General features: G+C 70.8%; 19 protein-coding genes. 11 read left to right on the top strand and 8 right to left on the bottom strand.

The annotated features are described in order from the left end of the window. Positions 1 to 213 precede the first annotated feature (213 nt). Positions 214 to 705, top strand: a complete 492-nt coding sequence (locus QSG27_RS11735) for a fasciclin domain-containing protein (RefSeq protein WP_306706274.1) — start codon at positions 214 to 216, stop codon at positions 703 to 705. Between the two features lie 103 nt (positions 706 to 808). On the opposite strand, the gene pdeM is transcribed toward QSG27_RS11735, so the two are convergent. The 6 genes from pdeM to QSG27_RS11705 form a co-directional block, all read right to left on the bottom strand. Beyond that, entirely contained in the window at positions 809 to 1,480 is a 672-nt protein-coding gene (gene pdeM / locus QSG27_RS11730) for a ligase-associated DNA damage response endonuclease PdeM (protein WP_306706272.1), read from the bottom strand. Between the two features lie 17 nt (positions 1,481 to 1,497). Continuing rightward, positions 1,498 to 3,966: a ligase-associated DNA damage response DEXH box helicase gene (locus tag QSG27_RS11725; RefSeq protein WP_306706271.1), complete on the bottom strand. Its 2,469-nt coding sequence runs from the start codon at positions 3,964 to 3,966 to the stop codon at positions 1,498 to 1,500. Positions 3,967 to 4,465: 499 nt separating this feature from the next. Next, complete coding sequence (locus QSG27_RS11720) at positions 4,466 to 5,305, bottom strand: class I SAM-dependent methyltransferase (protein ID WP_306706269.1); 840 nt, start codon at positions 5,303 to 5,305, stop codon at positions 4,466 to 4,468. A gap of 2 nt (positions 5,306 to 5,307) precedes the next feature. Then, complete coding sequence (locus QSG27_RS11715) at positions 5,308 to 5,634, bottom strand: hypothetical protein (protein ID WP_306706267.1); 327 nt, start codon at positions 5,632 to 5,634, stop codon at positions 5,308 to 5,310. 171 nt (positions 5,635 to 5,805) lie between these two features. Next, the gene (locus QSG27_RS11710) at positions 5,806 to 6,135 is read right to left on the bottom strand and encodes a hypothetical protein (protein ID WP_306706264.1); all 330 of its coding nucleotides are present in this window, start codon (positions 6,133 to 6,135) and stop codon (positions 5,806 to 5,808) included. A gap of 156 nt (positions 6,136 to 6,291) precedes the next feature. Next, a complete protein-coding gene (locus QSG27_RS11705; protein ID WP_306706262.1) occupies positions 6,292 to 7,257 on the bottom strand; it encodes an alpha/beta fold hydrolase in 966 nt (321 codons plus the stop codon). Positions 7,258 to 7,542: 285 nt separating this feature from the next. On the opposite strand from QSG27_RS11705, the gene QSG27_RS11700 reads away from it, so the two are divergent. Together QSG27_RS11700 and QSG27_RS11695 are read left to right on the top strand one after the other, a co-directional pair. Further along, positions 7,543 to 8,073 (top strand): MarR family winged helix-turn-helix transcriptional regulator, encoded by a 531-nt coding sequence (locus QSG27_RS11700; protein ID WP_306706260.1) that lies wholly within the window; start codon positions 7,543 to 7,545, stop codon positions 8,071 to 8,073. Between the two features lie 31 nt (positions 8,074 to 8,104). After that, positions 8,105 to 9,274: a DUF2336 domain-containing protein gene (locus tag QSG27_RS11695; protein ID WP_306706258.1), complete on the top strand. Its 1,170-nt coding sequence runs from the start codon at positions 8,105 to 8,107 to the stop codon at positions 9,272 to 9,274. A 17-nt stretch (positions 9,275 to 9,291) separates the two neighbouring features. Here QSG27_RS11695 and QSG27_RS11690 read toward each other — a convergent pair whose 3' ends face one another. Next, positions 9,292 to 10,758, bottom strand: a complete 1,467-nt coding sequence (locus tag QSG27_RS11690; protein ID WP_306706256.1) for a mechanosensitive ion channel family protein — start codon at positions 10,756 to 10,758, stop codon at positions 9,292 to 9,294. Between the two features lie 247 nt (positions 10,759 to 11,005). On the opposite strand from QSG27_RS11690, the gene QSG27_RS11685 reads away from it, so the two are divergent. The 5 genes from QSG27_RS11685 (at position 11,006) to QSG27_RS11665 (ending at position 15,168) form a co-directional block, all read left to right on the top strand. Then, on the top strand, positions 11,006 to 11,470 hold the full coding sequence (locus QSG27_RS11685; protein ID WP_306706253.1) for a DUF4399 domain-containing protein: 465 nt from the start codon (positions 11,006 to 11,008) through the stop codon (positions 11,468 to 11,470). 139 nt (positions 11,471 to 11,609) lie between these two features. Continuing rightward, a complete protein-coding gene (locus tag QSG27_RS11680; protein ID WP_306706251.1) occupies positions 11,610 to 12,188 on the top strand; it encodes a DUF4399 domain-containing protein in 579 nt (192 codons plus the stop codon). A 66-nt stretch (positions 12,189 to 12,254) separates the two neighbouring features. Beyond that, complete coding sequence (locus QSG27_RS11675; RefSeq protein WP_306706249.1) at positions 12,255 to 13,799, top strand: DUF4384 domain-containing protein; 1,545 nt, start codon at positions 12,255 to 12,257, stop codon at positions 13,797 to 13,799. A 110-nt stretch (positions 13,800 to 13,909) separates the two neighbouring features. Further along, on the top strand, positions 13,910 to 14,818 hold the full coding sequence (locus tag QSG27_RS11670) for an OmpA family protein (RefSeq protein ID WP_306706247.1): 909 nt from the start codon (positions 13,910 to 13,912) through the stop codon (positions 14,816 to 14,818). Between the two features lie 23 nt (positions 14,819 to 14,841). After that, positions 14,842 to 15,168, top strand: a complete 327-nt coding sequence (locus tag QSG27_RS11665) for a hypothetical protein (protein WP_306706246.1) — start codon at positions 14,842 to 14,844, stop codon at positions 15,166 to 15,168. A 140-nt stretch (positions 15,169 to 15,308) separates the two neighbouring features. On the opposite strand, the gene QSG27_RS11660 is transcribed toward QSG27_RS11665, so the two are convergent. Next, positions 15,309 to 15,545, bottom strand: coding sequence for a DUF1150 family protein (locus QSG27_RS11660; RefSeq protein WP_306706244.1), 237 nt, complete (start codon positions 15,543 to 15,545; stop codon positions 15,309 to 15,311). A 357-nt stretch (positions 15,546 to 15,902) separates the two neighbouring features. Between QSG27_RS11660 and QSG27_RS11655 the strand changes: the two genes are divergently transcribed. The 3 genes from QSG27_RS11655 to QSG27_RS11645 all read left to right on the top strand — a co-directional run. Beyond that, complete coding sequence (locus QSG27_RS11655; RefSeq protein WP_306706242.1) at positions 15,903 to 17,090, top strand: DUF4384 domain-containing protein; 1,188 nt, start codon at positions 15,903 to 15,905, stop codon at positions 17,088 to 17,090. Between the two features lie 65 nt (positions 17,091 to 17,155). Beyond that, positions 17,156 to 18,952 carry an adenylate/guanylate cyclase domain-containing protein gene (locus QSG27_RS11650; protein WP_306706239.1) on the top strand — a complete coding sequence of 599 codons (1,797 nt, stop codon included), beginning with the start codon at positions 17,156 to 17,158 and terminating at the stop codon, positions 18,950 to 18,952. A 157-nt stretch (positions 18,953 to 19,109) separates the two neighbouring features. Further along, positions 19,110 to 20,726: caspase family protein (locus QSG27_RS11645; protein WP_306706237.1), on the top strand; the 1,617-nt coding region annotated here is incomplete at its 3' end.

Below are 20,726 nucleotides of genomic sequence, written 5' to 3'. Positions count from 1 at the left end.
TGCGGCTGCGGTCAATGGGTCTTGCTACGCGATGGCCATTCCTCCGGATCACCGCGGGTATAAAAATTTTTCCTGTGGAATTCCTATTGACCACGGTTTTCGCACCGCTATTTCCGCCTTCGCTGCCACGACGTGGAGCCGGAGGCACGGCGGCCGACGGCGCCGGTTCCACGGTCGGGGGAGGAACGAGACGCAACCCAATGGAGGAATGACATGTCCCGCCTGTCGCGGCTGCTGACCGCCGCCACCATCGCCCTGCCGATGTCCTTCGCCGCCGCCACCGCTGCGAAAGCGGCGGACATCGTGGACACCGCCGTGGCGGCAGGCCAGTTCAAGACGCTGGTCCAGGCCGTCCAGGCCGCCGGCCTCGTCGATACGCTGAAGAGCGGCGGACCCTTCACCGTCTTCGCCCCGACCGACGAGGCGTTCGCCAAACTTCCGGCGGGCACGGTCGAAAATCTTCTGAAGCCGGAGAACCGCGAGAAGCTCCGCTCCGTACTCACCTATCATGTGGTGTCGGGCAAGGTGACCTCGGCCGATATCGCCGGCAAGACGGCGACGCCGAAGACCGTGCAGGGCACCACCGTGGACATCGACGCGACGAAGGGCGGCGTGATGGTGGACAACGCGAAGGTCGTGAAACCGGACATCATGGCGTCCAACGGCGTCATCCATGTGATCGACACCGTCATCATGCCGAACTGACGTCCTGCCCCATTCATCGAGGTCCCTCCTGCCGGACGTCTAACCGCCGGTTCCGGCAGGACCACTCGCCCGGAGAGTTCCCCCGACTCTCCGGGCTTTTTCTTTACGCCTTGTCGGGAGACAGGCGGCTGCGCGGGAAGCGGTGGACCTTGCCGCGGGCCAGCAGATGCACTTCGAACCGCTCCGCCAGCAGGCCGGACACCGCCGGGTCGAGCACGTTCAACCCGCCGGCATAGGCGCCGAAGGCCGGCAGGATCAGCTTGCCGCCGTCGAAGGCGAAGCAGCGTTCCCGCACCCGCCGGCCTGGAACCAGCACGGCGGCCACCGGGTGCAGATGCCCCGACAACTCCCCCACGGCGCCCGGCACCGCCTCGTGCCGGAAGGTCAGCGGGCCGAGCGCCAGATCGTCCAGGATGCGTCCGCCGAAGCCCTCCGGCGGTTCCGGGTCGTGGTTGCCGGTCACCCACAGCCAGTCCGCCACCCGCCCGGTCAGGTCGCGCAGCCGCGCCACGTCCCCCGCCTCCATGCGCCCGGCGGCGCGGCGGTCGTGGAAGCTGTCGCCCAGGCAGACCACCCGCTCCGGGGCCAGCCGCTCCACCAGACCGGCCAGCCGGTCGAGCGTCGCCCGCGTGTCGTAGGGCGGCAGCATCCGCCCGCGCGCCGCGAAGGCGGAGCCCTTCTCCAGATGCAGGTCGGCGACCACCAGAGTCCGCTCCGCCGGCCAGACCAGCGCGCCGGAGGGGTCGGGGGCCAGCGCCACGCCGCGCAACGTCATCGTCGTTTCCATGGTCATCACAACGCCAGCCGGCCTTGGGAGTTACCCGGAGAACCGAGTTCCGGCATCGCCTCCGCCACCAGATCGGCGGCGGCTTGCTCCAGAAGCTCGTCGGTGGCGGAGCCGTCCACCCGCTCCCGCCCGATCTCCAGGATGACCGGCACGGCGAGGGGGGAGATGCGGTCCAGATCCTTGTGGGTGATGCGGCCCTTCACCCGCGCCAGGAAGTCCGACAGGCGCCGCACGTCGGTCAGCCCGCCCGCCGCGTCGGCGCGGGTGGCGCGCAGCAGCACATGGCCGGGGTCGTGCTTGCGCAGCACGTCGTAGATCAGGTCGGAGGAGAAGGTCACCTGCCGCCCCGACTTCTCCTGGCCGGGATGGCGGCGGTCGATGACCCCGGTGATCAGCGCCACGTTGCGGAAGGTCCGCCGCAGCATGGAGGACTCGTCCATCCAGGCTTCCAGATCGTCGCCCAGCATGTCCTGGTCGAACAGCCCGTCCATGTCCTTGGGCGTGCGCAGCGACCAGACCGCCAGCACATAGTCGGTGGCGACGAAGCCCAGCGGGCCGCAGCCCATCCGCTCCATCCGCCGGGTCAGCAGCATCCCCAGCGTCTGGTGCGCGTTCCGCCCCTCGAAGGCGTAGACGACGAGGAAGCGCTTGCCCGCCTTTGGGAAGCTCTCCACCAGCAGCCCGTCATGCGCCGGCAGGACGGAGCGCCAGCGCTGGAGCCTCAGCCATTCCTGCACGTCCTCCGGCAGGCCGGGCCATTGCGCCGGGTCGGCCAGCATGGCGCGCACCCGGTCGGCCAGGGCGGTGGTCAGCGGCAGCCGCCCGCCGGCATAGGCCGGGACCTTCGGTTCCCCGCTGCCGCCCTTGGCGACCTGCGCCTCCATCTCCCGGATGCCGAGGAACTTCAGCAACTGGCCGGCGAAGACGAAGGTGTGGCCGGGGGTGAGTCCCTGGATGAAATGCTCCTCCACCTCGCCCAGCACCGGGCCGCGGTTCAGGCGCACGCGCAGCATGGCCTCCTGCGTGATGGTCCCGACATTCATGCGGTACTGCCGCGCCACCGCCGGCCCGGCCACTGCCATGCGCCCGTCCTCGCGCATCTTGAGCCGGTGGAACCGCTCGTAGTTGCCGAGCGCGTAGCCGCCGGTCGCCACGAAATCCAGCACGTCGTCGAACTCGTCCCGCGCCAGCCCGGCGTAGGGGGCGGCGCAGACCACCTCGTCATACAGGTCGTCGGGCCGGAAGGGCTCCGCGCAGGCCATGCCGAGCATGTGCTGGGCCAGCACGTCCAGCCCGCCGGGGCGGGGCCGCTCGCCGTCCAGGCTCATGGCCGCCACCGCGTCCACGGCGGCGCGGCATTCCAGCACCTCGAACCGGTTGGCGGGGACGAGCAGGGCGCGGCTGGGCTCGTCCAGCCGGTGGTTGGCCCGCCCGATGCGCTGGACCAGCCGGCTTGCCCCCTTCGGCGCGCCGATCTGCACCACCAGATCCACCGCCGCCCAGTCGATGCCGAGGTCGAGCGAGGAAGTCGCCACCACCGCCCGCAGCTTGCCCGCGGCCATGGCCGCCTCGACCTTGCGCCGCTGCTCCGCCGCCAGCGAGCCGTGGTGGAGCGCGATGGGCAGGCTGTCGTCGTTGAGGCGCCAGAGTTCCTGGAAGACCAGCTCCGCCTGGGCGCGGGTGTTGACGAAGACCAGCGTGGTGCGGTGGGCGCGGATGCGCTGGTAGACCTCCTTCAGCGCGTGCACGGCCATGTGCCCGGCCCAGGGCAGCCGTTCGCGGCTCGTCAGGATTTCCACCTCGGCGGAGGCGCCGGCCCGGCCCGTGACCAGCCGCACGTCGCCGCCCTCCGCCCGCCCGGTCCTGGACAGCCAGGCGAGAAGCTGCGCCGGCTCCGCCACCGTGGCCGACAGCCCGACCCGCCTGGCCCGCGGCGCCAGCCGGGCCAGCCGCGCCAGCCCCAGGGCCAGCAGGTCGCCGCGCTTGGTCCCGGCGAGCGCATGAAGCTCGTCCACGATGACGCAGCGCAGATGCCGGAAGAGCGCCGCCGCGTCGGCGTAGGCGATCATCAGCGCCAGACTTTCCGGCGTGGTCATCAGGATTTGCGGCGGGTGCGCCCGCTGCCGCCGCCGCTTGGATTCGGGGGTGTCGCCGGTCCGGGTCTCGGTGCGGATGGGCAACCGCATCTCGGCGATGGGGTCCTCCAGATTGCGCTGGATGTCCACCGCGAGCGCCTTCAGCGGCGATATGTAGAGCGTGTGCAGCCCGTCGCGCGGGCGCTCCGCCAGATCGATCAGCGAGGGCAGGAACCCGGCCAGCGTCTTGCCGCCGCCGGTGGGTGCGATCAGCAGGGCGCTGTCTCCCGCCTCCGCCGCCTCGACCATGGCGAGCTGGTGCGGGTGCGGCGCCCAGCCCCGCGACCGGAACCAGCCCTGGACGTTCGCGGGGAGGAGGGGGGAGGGGAGGTCTGGCATGGAGAACCGGGCGCTTTGCTGGGACCCGCAAGAATAGTGATGAGAATCGAACGGAGCAAGAACGAGGCGCCACTCGCGCGCTCTTTGACGGCTTCGGGAGCTGTGGTAATCTGTGGGGCAAGGAGGTGATGCGCCTTCGGTGTCCTGAAGGCGGAGCTGGTTTCCCGACCCCGCCCATTGGGTTCTTAGCTATCTTGGTCCTTGTTGAAGCCGGCTTCGAACTCGAACTTCATCCGGAACCAAAAGCGGCGGAACCACTTCAGGTACGTTTTCAAGCGCATCACCTCCTTTTGGATGCCGGATGGGTAAAGCCCATCGGCGTCATGCATCCAAATGAATGCATAAGCGCAGTCAACCGGCTTCGTGGCCCGGTGGGGTCGCTGCGGCTATCGGGCGCGCCGTGGGCATGGCGTCGCGGGGATGGCGTCGCGGGATGGGAAGGCGTTGCCCCCACCCTGGCTCTCCCCGCTGGGCGGGGGAGGGAATGAATTCCGGAAATTCAGGCGCCGGTCACGATGCGGACGTGAATGGGCAGGGGGATGGTGCCGTCCTGGGCCCGCGCGTCGAAGCGGCGGGTCACTTCGGCGTCCAATTCCGCGCGCTGGTCGCGGGAGAGGGCGTGCAAACGGTGGCCGAAGCTCATCTCCAGGGTGGCGCGCCAGAAGGGCTGGCCCTGGGGGGCCTTGCGGACGGGGGTGATGTCCGTCTCGGTCACCGTGGCGAAGCCGGCGGTGCGCATCGGTTCCGCCAGCGTGCCGGGGGCGGCGAAGCGGAACAGCGGGTCGAGGCTGTGGTCCTCGCCCAATCGGGCGGCGACGGCCTCGCCCACCGTGTCGAACAGGGCGTTGCCGGCGCGCGGCCCCCAGACCATGAAGGCCACCGCGCCGCCGGGGCGCAGGACGCGCCGCAGCTCGGCCAGGGCCGCCTCCACGCCGGGGACGAACATGATGCCGAACCGGCAGGTCACCCGGTCGAAGGCTCCGGCCGCGAAGGGCAGGGCGGTCATGTCGGCGGCGGTGAAGACGGGGCGCAGCCCGTCCTCCATCTCCGCCGCGCGGCGCCGGGCGCCGGCCATCATGCCGGGCACGAGGTCGCTGCCCACCACCAGCCCATCCGCCCCGGCGCGGCGTGCGGCGCTCAGCGCCGGTTCGCCGGCCCCCGAGGCAAGATCCAGCACGCGGTCGCCCGCCGTCACGCCGGCGGCGTCCAACAGGGGCTGGTTCAGCTTGTCCGCCAGATCGGCCATGGGGTCGGCCCAGCGGTCCCAGGCGTCGGCGCTGGCCGTCCAGCGGGCGCGCTCGGCATCGCCGTCGATGGGGCGGGGAAAAGTGTCGGGCATGGTCAATGAAGAAGCCTTGCGGTGCCGGAAATGCGGGGGGCGGAGTCCGCGTCGCGCAGCCGTTCGCCCAGCGCCGTGACCTCCTCCGCCAGCTTGCGGTTGATTTCGGTCAGGTGCTGGATGCGGAGTTCGGCGTCCTGCTGCTGGGCGGTCAGGGTGCCGACGGTTTCCGCCAGCTTTCGGATCTGCTGGGACTGGCGGGCGCCGCCCTCGTTCACGCTGCGGCGGATCGAGCCCACGGCGGCCAGAACGATGACGCTGATCGTCGCGCCCGTCAGAAGCGCGGCGACGGCCAGTGCCCAGATCCAATCCCCGGAAAGCAGTTCCATGGCCGAAGCCGCCCCTGCGTTGAGCCCCGACCGGCGGCTGTGAACCTCCGGTGGGCGACGCCGCCCAGCATCCGACGAAATGCCGCACCGGTCAAGATGGGGGGCGAACGGCAAAAGGCCCGGCCTTTGCGGGCCGGGCCTTCCGTTACGAACAGGGAAAGCGCCCTTCGGTCAGGCGACCGTGTCGTCCACCGGGCGGGCGGCCTTGGCGCGCATGTCCTTCAGGTGGTCGCCGAAGGCGCGCAGCACCGGCATGATGCGCTGCATCTGGTCACCGGTGACGTGGGCGTCGGTCTTCAGGACGATGGTCGGCGCCTCCGACATCAGGCGCTTGGCGCGCATCGGACCCACCTTGTCGTCCATGAACATGGACAGCCCCATCAGGATGCCGAGCGTCACGTCGTCCGGCGCCTTGGGCAGAGCCAGCACGTCGTGCAGCTCGTTGAGGAGGGTGTAGGCGACGATGGACGTGCGTTCGATGGTGTCAACGTCGGCGGCCATGGACATCGGCGGAATCCTTGAGGCGCTGAAAGTGTGCGATATGGCCGAAGGTTAGTCCTCGGATCGTAACCAAACTGTTAACCATCGCTCACCCGAGTCGCCGCGAGTCGCTTTTTTCGAGTCGCAATTCCTGGTCGCCGAATCAGGAAGGCCGACTCATGAAACCGCGCAGGCCGGCTCGGCGGCGATGGCGCGTTCCACCCGGTCAATGGCGGCCAGCACCGCGTCCGGACGGGCGTGGTGCGGCATATGGCCGGTTTCGGCCAGAAGATGCAGGGTCGATCCGCCGATCGCCTTGTGCAGGCGCACCGCGTGGGCGTGGGGATCGACGATGCGGTCCTCCCGTCCGGCGACGATGGTGGTCGGGCAGCGGATCCCGGGGTAGCGGGGGGCCATCGCCGTCACCTCGGGGATCAGAGCGGCCAGTTGTTCAGCGGCCGCCTCCAGTTGCACCGGGCGCAGCAGAAGGTCCGGGGGCAGCCGGTCGTAGCTGGGCGGCACCGGATTCGGCGCGAAGACGCGGCGCATCAGCGCCGGCAGGATCAGCCGGTCCATCGGCGGGAGCACAGTGTGGCTGAGCAGCGGTCCGGCGGCGGGGATGGCCGGCCCCATGAACGGGATGAAGTCGGGCCGCGGTTGCGGGTGGGTGAAGGCCGACAGGATGACCAGCCCCCCGATCTCCCGCGGGAAATCCAGCGCCCAGGCGAGCGCCACCGCTCCGCCCAGCGAATGGCCGACCACAATGGGACGCTCCAGCCCCAGCTTCCGGGCGGCGGCGCGCATCAGCGCGGCCTGGGCGGAGGGGCCGGCCTCGCGCCGCGGCGTGGCCTCGCTGTAGCCGTGGCCGGGCCGGTCGAAGCAGACGCAGCGCCAGCGCCGGGACGCCTCGTCCAGCAGGCTCAGCGCCCAGTCGTCGGCGGTGGTGCCGTTGCCGTGCACGAACACCACGGGGCGCGCCGCGCCGTCCTTCGGCCCGCGGTCGAGATAATGCAGGCGCGTGCCGCCGGCGTCCATGAAATGACCGGTCGGCGGGTGTTCGCGTTCCGACCGGTTGGTGCGCCGGTTGGTGTCCAGCCACAGGCCGGCCAGCAAGCCGGCGGCGAGCGCCAACCCGCCGCGCATCAGCGGACCCTCCTATGAGAAACCGGCCCATGGGAAGACGGTGCGGCGTCGGGGCGGCGTGCGGGGTGGGGCATCGTCGGGCTCCTTCCGTTGCGGGAACAGGGGGAGCAACAGGAGCCCGATGGGGCGGTTCCGGCGCGCAGGGCCGCCATGTCTCAACAATGTTTCGACAAATTAAACTAAAATCTTATCATTCTCGGGGCAGAAGGACGGATGAACCGTCCACCGTTCGGAATTGGAACGACGCCATACCATGAAGGTTCATTTCAAAGCGGGAGTATCGCGATGAGCGCCACCGCCAAGCAGCAGCCGACGCCAGCCGTGCCGGGAAACGCGCCTCCGTCCGGCGCATCCCTGCCTGCCGTCTACACCGACCTTGGCCGCATCATCGAGAGCATGACCCGGCGTTTCCTGGACGTGCTGCGCATGGAGCTGGCGCGCATCGGGATCGACGACCTCAGCCCCGGACAGGCCCTGATGCTCATCAACATCGGCGGCGAGGAGCTGTCGGTGCGCGACCTGCTGGAGCGCGGCTACTATCTCGGTTCCAACGCCTCCTACAACCTGAAGCATCTGGTGGAGGCCGGCTATGTGGACCGTTCCGCCTCGCAGCGCGACCGGCGCACGGCGCGGCTGCGGCTGTCCGAGCGCGGGCTGAAGCTGTGCGAGGCGCTGCGCGGGCTGGAGGCCGTCCGGAGCGAGGCGCTGATCCGTTCCGACGAGGAGGCGGCGGATCTGGAGACGACCTACCGCACGTTGCGCCGTTTGGAACGGGCGTGGAGCGATCTGATCCGCTACGATACGCCGGAGTTCTGATCCCGAGCGGTCATTCCGGAAGACACAGCGCATGCCGAAGCGGTCCCTCAGCCAGAAGGATGTCGAACGCCTGCTGGCCGCGCCCGACGCCCAGGCGCGCATCGACACCATGACCCATCTGGTGCGCGACCTGGAAGCGGGCGAACTGGCCGACGCGGAACGGGCGCTGGCCATGGACATCCTGCAACGCTTCGCCGCCGACGCGGTGACCGCCGTGCGCGAGGCGGTGGCGTGGCAGATCCACAACTCCTCCCTGCTGACGGAGCAACTGGCGGAAAAGCTGGCCCGCGACGTGGACCGGGTGGCCTTCCCCATCCTGCGCCACGCGGAAAAGCTTGGCGAGGGGCTGCTTCTGGACATCCTGCGCGAACGGCGCCCGGCCAAGGAACTCGCCATCGCCGGGCGCCGGACCGTCCCGCCCGCGGTGTCCGACGCGCTGGTGCGCAACGGCAACGTCATCGTCATCACCGAGCTTCTGCGCAACCGCGGCGCGGTCATCCCGGAGCCGTCCCTGCACGGCGTGCTGGACCGCTGGGGCGGCGTCGCCACGGTGAACGAGGCCATGGCGGCGCGGCCCGACCTGTCGGCGGCGGTGGTGGAGAAGCTGATCCTCTTCGTGTCGGAGGAGATCCGGAACCGGCTGATCCGCAGCCACCGGCTGAACCCCCGCCTGATCGGCATCCTGGTGGAGCGAGCGCGCGAGGCGGCGACCCTGCTCCTTCTGAAACCGCTGACCCCGCGGGAGGCGGATGTGGAGCTTCTGGCCCGTCACCTGCTGATCCGCGGGCGGCTGACGGCGCCGCTGCTGTTCCGCGCCCTCTGCGCCGGGGAGATCGCGCTGTTCGACGCCGGCATCGCGGTGCGCGCCAGCCTGCGCCTGGAGAACGCCCGGCAACTCGCCTGGGACAGCGGGCCGCACGCGCTGAAGGGGCTGTTCGCCAAGGCGGGCCTGTCCTTCACCCTGCTGAAGCCCTTCCGCGTCGCCATCGCGGTGGCGAAGGCGCTGGAATACCGGGGCGGGGACGCGGGGCGCGAGCGCTTCCAGACGGAGGCCATCGCCACCCTGTTCGACACCTGCGGCAACAGCCAGGACCGGGAGGTCGACGACCTGCTGCTGCAACTGTTCGACCAGACCTCGGCGGAGGTGATCGAAAAGGCGATGGAGCAGGCGGGCATGCCCTTCTCCCCGCTGAACGGGTGATCACAGGCTACGGGTGATCACAGGCTGAAGAAGGTCTTCAGGCGGGCCAGCAGGTCGTGATCCGTCGCCGCGGGCGCCACGGCGGCGGGGGCGCTGGCGCGGCGGTGGGCGTCGTTGCGGCGCTGGCGCAGCCCCATCAGGTCGGCCAGCCGGGCGGCCAGCTCCGGACGGCGGCGCAGGATGGGGTCGAGCGTCTCCTTGCCCAACTCGTAGACCACGGCGTCGGTGTTGGCGATCACCGACGCGCTGCGCGGCTGGCCGGTCAGCAGGGACATCTCCCCGAACACGTCGCCCGGCCCCATGTGGTCGAGCAGCAGCGTCCGCCCGGCGAAGGCCCCGCGCACGTCCAGCGCCCCCTCCGCCACCAGGAACAGGGAGGTGCCGGTCTCGTCCTGGCGCACCACCGCCTCCCCGGCGGCGACGTGACGCAGGTGCATGCCGGACGCCAGTTCGTCGAGTTCCTCCGGGCGGAAGGCGGCGAACAGGTCCACATGGGACAGCAGGTCGCGCCCCAGCCCCAGGGCCGAGCAGGGCGGCGGGCGGTTGCTGCGGCGGCGCATCTCCTGCTTGGGGCTGGCCGGTTCCAGACCGGCGCGGGCCAGATGCTCCAGGATGGTGGTGGCCACGGCGTCGCGGGTGGCGGCCAGCCGGGAATAGTCGGCCACCCAGAAACGCGCCTGATAGGTGACGCCGTTCAGGGTGATCGCCTCCACCACCACGTCGGGCCGCGGCTCCGCCGGCACGCCGTCGCAGCAGACGATGGCCGACAGGATGATCCGCTTGGCGCGGGCCACCGGCACCTCGGCGTCCAGGGTCACCGGCACGCCCGCGCGGAATCCGGCGCCGGGCTGGCTGTAGTTGGTGATGCGGTTGCCCGCGGCCAGACCGTTCGGCACCACCAGCGCCGTGCCGTCCAGAGTGACCAGCCGCGTGGCCCGCCAGTTGATCTCGTCCACCCGTCCGGTGACGCCGGGGGTCAGTTCCACCCAGTCGCCGATGCGGTAGGGATGCTCCACGTTGAGCGCGATGCCGGAGAAGATGTCGGCGATCATGTTGCGCAGCGCGAAGCCCAGGACGGCGATGACCACGCCGGAGGTGGCGACCAGCCCGGTCACCGGCTGCCCCAGCACGAAGGCCAGGATGCCCAGCACCGCCAGCCCGTAGAGGAAGGCGCGCAAGAGGTCGGTCAGCAGGCGCGGCATCGGCGTGGCGCGGGCGTTGCGCGCCACCACGAGGTCGATGACCCGCGACCCCAGCCACGCCGCACCCAGCCACGCCACCGCGGCCAGCACCGCCGCCAGCGCGTCCGCCACCATGACGCCCGCGATGGGGGCGATGTGGCCGGACAGCCAGGGCCGCTGGCCCGCCAGCCCGGCGGCTCCCAGCGTCAGGGCCGCCGGGGCCAGCAGATGGCGCAGGCTGAGGCGCGGCGGCGCTCCGGCGGGGCCGATGGGAAGCGGGGCGAGGCGGGATGAATCGGGCATGCGCGACCGGCGACCTCCTGCCCCGTGACCTTCGCACCGGGGGCGCAACCGTCAAGCCCAAAATGGCCATAGGCGGACCGGTCCCCTGCTTCGCGCCCCCCGCTTCGCGCAAAGTGGGATGAGTGGAAGGCGTCGTCCGTCCTTAATATCCGGACGGTCGGGAGAGAAAGGATGAGGGCCGAAAAACCGCGAACATTGTGCGCTCACCAAGCATAAGATTGAAATTCCGAAAGAGAAGGGGGAGTCCATGCACCATGCCGCCATGATCGTGGCGGCCGCGCTGCTCCTGTTGCCGGGTGCCGCGTCGGCCCAAAGCACAAATGGCCAAAATACGAATGGTCAAAGCGCAAACGGGCGTGAGAAGGCCCCCGAAGGCGCGCGCGCCTACATCATGTGGCCGTCCAACGGGACGACCATTCCCGGCGGAAAGCTGTGGGTCCGCATGGGCTTGCAGAACATGGGCATCGCCCCCGCGGGCATCCGCAAGGAAGACACCGGGCACCACCACCTGCTGGTGGACTCCGACCTCGCCAGCTACGACGAGCCCATTCCGAACACCCGGCAGTCGCTGCATTTCGGCGGCGGCCAGACGGAGGTGCGGCTGGAACTGCCGCCGGGCCGGCACACGCTTCAGATGATCCTGGGCGACGCGGACCATGTGCCGCACGACCCGCCGATCATGTCGCAGAAGGTCACCATCATCGTGCCCTAAAGCGAACGTCCGTTCGCTTTGGACTCATATCGCTTCATTCGCCGGCCGGCTTCGGTCGCATGGGCGACCGGGACCGCCGTCGCGGTCCAAAGCGGATCGCAATCCGCTTTAACCAACGAGGCGGGACAGGGAGGAAATCATGATGCGCACCGCCGCCTTGCCGATCCTTCTGGCCGCCCTGCTCGCCGCCGGTCCGGCGTCGGCGCAGTCGTCGCCGGAGGCCGATCCCCTCGACAAGCCGCTGTCCGACACCACCAACACGCCCCAGCCGGCCAGCCCGGGGCACGAGCACGAGAGCACGCCCTCCACCCCCGACGCGGCACAGGCCGGGCGGACGGCGGCGCCGAAGGACGCCTACCTCTACATCGGCTGGCCCAACGACGGGGAGGTGGTGAAGGGCCGCTTCAAGGTGTGGTTCGGGCTGCGCAACTTCGGCGTGGCGCCGGCGGGCGTCCGCAAGGACAACACCGGCCACCATCACCTGCTGGTGGACGCCGAGCTGCCGCCGATGGACGAGCCGATCCCCAACAACCGCAACTCCATACATTTCGGCAAGGGCCAGACGGAAACCTATCTGGAGCTGCCGCCGGGCCGGCACACGCTCCAGCTTCTGATGGGCGATGCGGAGCACATCCCGCACGACCCGCCGATCGTCTCGAAGAAGATCACCATCACGGTGCGTGCGGGCGGCGACGGCACGCGCGTGTCGGCCCGCTGATCCTTTCCGGTTGAACGTCCAGGGAGTGAGGCCATGGGATTTGTCCGGCGCACCGGTTTTGCAAGAATGGCCGCCGCCGCATCGCTCCTGCTTCTGGGGGCCTGCGTGACGTCGGGCGAGCAGGCGACCCTGGTCCAGAAGCCGAAGACGCCGCCCGTGCGCACCGTGTCCAACTTCAGCGAGGCGTTGCGCTGCATGGACACGCTGATGTGGAACCATGGCAAGCGCGACATCTTCATCACTTCCAACGGCATCCCCGACGCCACGGGCCGGGTGGCCGGCGGCACCAAGGAGATGCTGATCACCGCCGTGTCGCGCATGTCGGAGCGGTCGAACGCCTTCCGCTTCGTGGATTTCGAGCCGACGCTGGACGACGTGAACGCGCTCTACTGGATGATCGGGGTGCAGCCGAACTTCCGCGCCCCGTCCTACTATGTCCGCGGCGCCATCACCCAGCTCGACGACAATGTGGTGAGCGAGGCGGCCAGCGCCGGCATCTCCCTGCCCACCTTCGACCTGGGCATCTCCGCCGATCAGGTGATGTCGGTCATCTCCGTGGACCTGAACATCGGGGAACTGGCGACCCGCCAGATCATTCCCGGCCTGTCGGCCAGCAACTCGCTCGCCATCGTCTCGTCGGGCAAGGGGGCGGACGCCGGGGCGGTGATCGGCAAGGCCGGCCTGTCCTTCAACGTCTCGCTCAACAAGTCCGAAGGGCTGCACCAGGCGGTGCGCACGCTCATCGAACTCAGCACGATCGAGGTGCTGGGCAAGATGACCCGCACCCCCTACTGGCAGTGCCTGGGCATCGACCAGACCAACCCGGCCTTCGCCGGGCAGGCGCGGGACTGGTTCGACGGCATGGCGCCGTCGCAGCGCGTCGCCTACGTCCAGCGCGTGCTGCTGGCCGAGGGCTATTACGACGGGCCGGACAGCGGCCAGCTCGACGAGCGCACCCGCGACGCCATTTCCCGCTATCAGGCCGACAACGACCTGATCGCAACGGGGCGGATCGACTTCGACCTGTACCAGCGGATGCTGGCCCAGCCCTCCGGCCAAAGAGGGACAGACAAGGGGCCGGGGGCGCCGCGCCTGCAATCGGTGTCGAACGCGGGCGGGGAGGGGTTGCCGAGGGCCGCACCCGCACCCGCCGGTGCGGCGCCCGATCTGGTGCTCAGCTCCGACCGCGGGCCGCAGCCGCGCTACCGCGCCGGGGAGACGCTGGTGGTCCGCGTGCAGCCGACGGCGAACGGCTTCGTCTATTGCTACTACCAGGACGCCGCCGGGTCGGTGGCCCGCATCTTCCCCAACCGCTTCCAGCCCGACAGCTTCCTCCAGGCCAACCAGCAGGTGGAGGTCCCGCCGGGATCGCAGAAGCCCTTCAACCTGCGCATGGACCGTCCCGGCGCCTCCGAAACCATCGCCTGCATCGTTTCCCCCGACGAGATCGGGACCCGCATCGCCGACCGTTTCAAGACCGAGGATCTCCAGCCCATCCCCGGCGCCACGCTGGCCGACGTGGTGGGCGCCTACGGCAGCATCCAGGGCACCAGCGTCCGCAGCCGGCAGATGGCGGTGCAGGTGCTGCCCGCCGTGTCGGCGCAGCGGTAACGGGGACGAACTGTGGGCCGCCTCACAGCGCGGGGGCGGGGTCTGGGATAGAGAAGGGGGCAGCAGACACCACGCCGTTTCATGGCACGCCGTTTCATGGGAGACCACCGATGCCGCGACCGTTCTCCAAGACCAGCGCCCGACTGCTGAGCGGTGTGGCGCTTCCCGTCCTGGTCCTGGCCTGTGTGGCCGGCCCGGCGCTGGCGCAGACCGTCGAAGGGTCCGGCGGCAACCGGGTCATGATGTTCGAGCGTCCGCCGACCGTGGACGAACTGCGCGAGGCGGTGAAGCCCGGCCCGGCCCCAGTTGACGGTGCCCCCACGGACGGTGCGGAACAGCCGAAGATCCGCACCCGCAGCATCGAGATCATCGGCGGCGGCATGAGCAGCGCCAACCGCCCGCGCCCGACCGACAGCGTGAACTACGGCGCACCGTCGCCGCAGCAGAGCCCGCAGCAGAGCCCCCAGCAGAGCCCCCAGCAGAGCCCCCAGCAGAGCTATGTTCCCCAGACGGCGCCCGCACCCGTGGCGCAGCCGGAACCGGCGCCCCAGCCGAAGCCCAGGCGCGCCCCGGTGCAGGAGGCCGCGGCACCGCCCGCCGCTCCGCCCCCGGCGGTGCCGCGCCGGTCCAACGGCGTGCAGCCGGCCACCCTCTCCGCGCCGGAGACTCCGGCGGAGACCCGCCCGGCCAACGGTTTCGGCTTCCGCATCAACTTCGCCTTCAACTCCTCCGACGTCCCGCGGGAGTTCTATTCCTACATCGACGCGGTGGGCGGGCTGATGGCGCAGGACCCGCAACTCCGCCTCGTCATCGAGGGGCATACGGACGCGGTGGGAGGCGAGCAGTACAACCTCGCGCTCTCGGAACGCCGGGCCGTGTCGGTGGGCGAGTATCTGGTGCGCGTCCACCACATCGAGCCGCAGCGCATCGCCATCGCCGGTCTGGGCAAGAGCCAGCCCCTGACCCCCGATCCGACCGACAGCCGCAACCGGCGCGTCGAGTTCCGGCCCATCCAGTGAACGTGACGGCGGGAGGGCGCGCCATGGTCCGGCAACTTCTTCTCCTGGCGGCGATCGCGGCGCTCCCTCTCTTCGGGAGCGCCGCCGACGCGACGGTGGTTCGCAAGAAGGGGCCGGAGTCCGGCCCCCAGGCCGGCGGAATCGACGTCGGGGTTCCCCAGGGCCGCGTGCGCATCCAGTGCTGGCAGGACGGCGAGAAGATCATCGACGAGACGGATTTGAACGTCCTGTCGCTCAGCGTCGCCAGCCAGTTGAACGCCCTGCGCTTCCGCCGCGCGGGCGAGCCGGAGAACAGCCTGGCCATCGTGACGCGGAACCGGACGTCGTGCCTGTTGAGTCCGAAGGGGTGAATGGAGTGGGGCGGTTCTCGCCCCCTCCCTGACCCTCCCCCGCTTCGCAGGGGAGGGAATTTTTCGTCCCTCCCCTGCGAAGCGGGGGAGGGAGAGGGCCTACGAAGGGGGGAGGGTGGGGGCAATGCCCCCCAACTCCCTCAATGCAAACTCACCAACTCCATCCCATGCTCCTGGAGCGCCGCGCCCGCCGCCGCGCGGTCGGTGTCCAGCCACAGGCGGGTGCCGTCCGCGGCGTGCACGGCGAAGACCGGCACCCCGTCCACCTGCACCGACCGCAGATAGGCGACCTCCAGAATCCCGTGGCGGGCGAAGCCGGTGTCGAAGCCGTCGATGGCGGCGTCGATGGCGGCGGCGGCGGAGCGGGGGGCGGTCATGGTCGGTCTCCTCGGGCGATGGGGGCGGACCCGCGGAGCGCCGGTCCTGCCCGGCACTCTACGGGGCTGCACCGGGCCGCGCTGTGGCGCCCGCCACACACAATACGTCGGAGGGTGGCCGACTCCTGCGCACCTCTGTGGTGCGTCTCACAGCGGTCACAGCCGCCCGCCGCCTAGCCTCGGAACGCCGGCAAAAAGGCCGGCGCGCATCATTTCGGAGGTCCGACCATGCCCGTCCGATCACGGCATCAGCCCTTCTTTGGGCCGGGTCCGCAGCCCCGTCCCTCCCCCTTCGCCGCCTGGACAGGCGTCCGGGAAACGCCAATGATTCCCCGATCCCCGCCGGTGGAGGCGTGCATGGCACAAAAGACCCTGAGCGGACTCGTGGGCGCGGCCCTGACCCTGGCGGCCTTCGGGGCGGCGGCGTTCTGGACCGCCGGCCTGACGGCCAGCCGCGCCGCGGCGGAGCAGGCCGTGGTGGTCGCCTCCACTGCGCCCGGCTACGCGCAGGGGCAACTGGTCCCCGATGGCGCTGCGGTCAACGTGCCGGATGGCGCCAACGCCATGTTCCTGTTCGCCAACGGGCGCATGCTGCGGGTGAAGGGACCGTTCGACGGGCCGCTGGACCGCATGCCCGACGCCTCGGGCTGGAGCGGCGTCGGCAGCCTCGTCGGCGGCGAACGCTTCTTCCAGACCGACCTCGGCGCCGCCCGCGCGGTCGGCAGCCCCCTGCAAAAAGGGGAGGAGCAGGTCTTCACCCTCGATCCGGGCCGCGCCGGCATCCAATGCGTGAAGTCCGGCGGCACGGTGCTGGTGCGCAAGCCCGCCGACCCGGCGCTGGTCCCGGCCACGCTGCGCGAGGAGAGCCGCGCCGCCGCCGCCACGCTGCGCTGGGACAAGGGGGCGACGGTGCCCTGGCCGCGCGAGCTTCCGATGACGGACGGCGGCGCCTTCTCCGTCGCCGGGCCGGACGGGCGGGTCCGCCACAACCTGACGCTGCGCGTGATCAGTGCGGATGGGCAGGGCGCGGAGCTGGCCGTCCGGCTGGCCGGCGCCGGCTGCGCCACCCAGGCGGCGGCCCTGCTGGACCCGGTGCGGGACAGCGTGGCGCCGCTGAACCTGTATCTCGCCACCGACCGCGGCCTCTACCCGACCTACCGGTCCGGGGAGACGGTGACGCTGGTGCTCCAGACGAACCGCGACGCCCATGTCTACTGCTACCTGCGCAACACGCGCGGCCAGTTGACGCCGATCTATCCGCCGGGGCCGTCCGCCAGTTCGCTGGTGGAGGGGCACCACACCCTGACGCTGGCCGGCGACCGCATGCCGGTGCCGCTGCGCGCCGCCGAGCGGGCGGGGAGCCTGTCCGCCGACCAGGAGGTGCGCTGCTTCGCCGCCGGGCGCGATCTCGGCGCCGACCTGCCGGGGCGGCGCGACGCCTTCCGGCCCCTGACCGACGAGGCGGCGGCCCGGCTGGAGCGGACGCTGAACTCGCTGAAGCAGACCGAACTGGTGATGGCGCAGGTGATCCTGCGCGTGGAGTGAGGGCGCCGCCGTTGGGGACATCGGGGGGCAGAGCGGGGTGGGCGAAGGCCCCGTGGCTGGTGGGAATGGCCGCGGTGGCGGGCGTGTCGGCGGCGGCGCTGGGGCTGACCCGGCTGGTGCCGCCCCTGCGCTCCGCCGACGAGAGCTTCCGCGATCTCGCCATCGCCTATTTCACGCCGCCCGCCCCGCAGCACTCCGGCATCGTCCTGGTCACGCTGGGGGAGGATCTGTTCGCCACGCTGGCCTGCCGCTCGCCGGTGGACCGCGGCTTCCTCGCCGATCTGGTGGGAACGCTGGAGGCGGCGGGGGTGCGGGCCATCGGGCTGGACATCCTGTTCGACCAGCCGACCCTGACGGATCTCGACGAGCGGCTGCGCCGGCGCATCCGGCGGGCCAGCGTGCCGGTGGTCGCCATCACGGCGCTGGGCGACACGCCGCTGACGGAGGAACAGCGCCGCTATCTCGGGCGCTTTCTCGACGGCATTCCGCACGGCCACGCCAACCTCGCCAAGGACCGGCTCGACGGCACCGTGCGCTGGCATGTGCCGCGCGGGCCGGACGGGCTGCCCAGCTTCCCGGCGCGGCTCGCCCAGACCGCCGGTGTGGCCGTTCCGGCGGAGCCCTTCCGCATCGACTGGCACGCCCGCCCGTCGCCGGACGCGCCGCCCTTCCCGACCTATCCGGCGGACATGGTGGGGATGCTGCCGCGCGGCTGGCTGGCCGGGCGGATCGCCGTGGTCGGCACCGTCCTGGTCGGGGTGGACCAGCACCGCACGCCGCTGTCGGTCGCCGGCCTGTCCACGCCGGGTGTGGAGATCCAGGCCCACGCGCTGGCCCAGATCCTCGACGGGCGGACCAGCCGCGACCTGTCCTTTGGCGGGGTCGTCGCGCTGGTCCTGGCGTTGAGCGCCGCCGGGGTGGGGCTGGCGGTGGCCGGCCTGCCGGTCTGGCTGCTGGTGTCGGCCAGCCTGCTGGGGCTGCTGGCGCTGTGGGCCGCGGCGCTGGCGCTGTTCGCCCAGGGCGGGCCGCTGGTGGCGATGATGGCGCCGTCCGCCGCCTGGATGGGCGGCATCGCCGCGATGACCGCGCATCTGTCGCTTAAGGAGCGCACCGACCGCCGCAGCCTGATGCAGCTGTTCGCCAACCACGTCTCCCAGCCCGTCGCCGAGGAGATCTGGCGGGAGCGCGCGACCTTCCTGGCCGGCGGGCGGCCCCGTCCGCAGGAGCTGACCGCCACCGTCTTCTTCTCCGACATCGAGGGCTTCACCACCGTCTGCGAGGCGCTGGAGCCGGAACCGCTGATCCAGTGGCTGGAGGGCTATCTCGACGCGATGGTGCGGGTGGTGGCGGCGCATGACGGGATCGTGCTGCGCTTCATCGGGGACGCCATCCTGGCCGTCTTCGGCGCCCCGGTGGCCCGCACCACCCAGGCGGAAATCGACGCCGACGCGGAGCGCGCCGTGCGCTGCGCCATCCAGATGGGCCGGGAGCTTCGGGAGCTGAACCGCCGCTGGCAGGCGGAAGGGTTGCCGCCCATCGGCATCCGCGTGGGCATCCACACCGGGCCGCTGGTGGCGGGCAGCCTGGGCGGGCTGCGGCACATGGAATATTCGCTGCTGGGCGACACCGCCAACACCGCGGCGCGGCTGGAGGCGCTGGGCAAGACGGTGGACATGCGCTCCTCCCCCCATTGCCGGATCGTCATCGGGGAACCGACCTGGACGGCGGTGGCGGGCAAGGTGGCCGGACTGCCGGTCGGCGACATGGCGCTGAAGGGCAAGCGCAAGGCGGTCCGCGCCTGGCTGGTCCTCGACCGGGAGGAGGATGCGGCGGTGCGGCCCGCCGCGGAGGCCGGGGAATGAGCGGTTCTTTCCCGTATTTGGTCCCGTATTCGGGATTAGGCTGAATGAACGCTTGGTGCGCAGGAATCGCAATATTAAGCTCGGGTGATTGGCAATTTTATGCCGACGGGTGCCGGGTATGGGGTGCGCAACCGCTTTCCCACCATGGAGCCGGCCGATGTTCCACGGACCATTGACGCGGCGCTGGTTCGGCGGCGGCCTTTGGCCGATCGCCCTCGTCCTGCTGTTGCTGGGTCTTCTCGCCGGGGCTCCGGACGCCCGCGCCCAATCCCCGCCGCCCCAACCCTCCCAGCCTGTGGAAAAGCGCATCGCGCTGGTCGTCGGCATCGGCAAGTATGAATTCGCCCCCGAACTCCAGAATCCGCTCAACGACGCCAAGGCCATCGCCGAAGCCCTGCGCAAGCTCCAGTTCGAGGTGGACGAGAAGTTCGACATGGACAACCGCGGCTTCGAGCGGGCGCTGCGCGATTTCGGCGTCCGGGCCTCGCAGGCCGACGTGGCGGTGATCTTCTACGCCGGGCACGGCATCCAGGTGGGCGGCAACAACTACATCGTTCCGGCGGACGCCAAGCTGGAGCGCGAACGCGACCTCGTCTACGAGGCGATGCCGCTGAACCTCATGCTGGGCGAACTGTCGCAGGCCCGCAAGCTGGGCATCCTGATGCTCGATTCCTGCCGCAACAACCCCTTCGTGGACCGGCTGAAGCAGGCCGGGCAGAACCGCATCCAGGTCAATTACGGCTTCGCCCGCGTGGACGACACGCCGAGCGACACGCTGGTCGCCATGGCCACCCGCGCCGACCAGCTGGCCGAGGACGGGCAGGGCGACCACAGCCCCTACACCGACGCGCTGCTCCAGCATCTCCAGACGCCGGGGCTGGAGCTGAGCCTGTTCTTCCGCAACGTGCGCGACACCGTGCGGCAGGCCACCAACGGGCGGCAGGAGCCCTACATCTTCGGCTCGCTGGGGGCGGCACCCTTCTACTTCAACCCGCGCCCGCCGAACCGCCCGCCGGTGCTGGGCGAACTCCGCCCGCTGGAGCTGTCCGACCGCGCCGACGCCGAGCCGCTGCGCATCGGGCGCCCGACCGACCCGGACGAGGACCAGCTCTTCGCCCAGATCGCCGGCCTGCCGCGCGGCGGCAGCGTGCGCATCGGCGACCGCGTCGTGCTGATCGGCGATTACCTGACCGTGGAGCAACTCGCCGCCACCAGCTTCAAACCGGACGCCACGGTGGTGGGGGACGCCGGGCGCTTCGACTTCGCGATCATGGACGGGCGGGGCGGCGTCGTGCGGGGCGGGGTGGCGATCACCATCAAGCCGAGCAACCGCGCGCCGGTCGTCGCCGGGGCGCGCACCATCCGTGCCCTGCCGAACCCGCTGGCCATCGAGGCGCCCGTGGACCCCGACGGCGACGCCCTGACCATCACCGTCACCGCCGTGCCCGACCGCGGCAAGGTGCGGGACGGCGCGACCCTGGTCCGTCCCGGTGACCGGCTGCCGCCCGAAGGGCTGGCCCGGCTGACCTTCGATCCGGAGCAGGAGGCCGCCGGACCCGCCGGAGCCTTCGCCTATCTCGCGGAGGACGGCAAGGGCGGGCGGGCCACCGGCACGGTGGCGCTGGAGATCGCCCCGCCGGGGGCCGCTCCCGCCGCACCCGCGCTGGAGGAATCGCTGTGGCAGATGGTGAAGGGCAGCCGAGGAGGCCGACGTCCTGACCAACCAGCTTGCCCAGGTCGAGGAGGCCCTGTCCAAGTCCAACGAGGACATTTC

It is taken from the genome of Azospirillum isscasi, assembly GCF_030849505.1.
GTDB classification, from domain to species: domain Bacteria; phylum Pseudomonadota; class Alphaproteobacteria; order Azospirillales; family Azospirillaceae; genus Azospirillum; species Azospirillum isscasi.
Note: the sequence above shows the minus strand (reverse complement) of the source record. Positions and strands in the feature narration are given on the sequence as shown.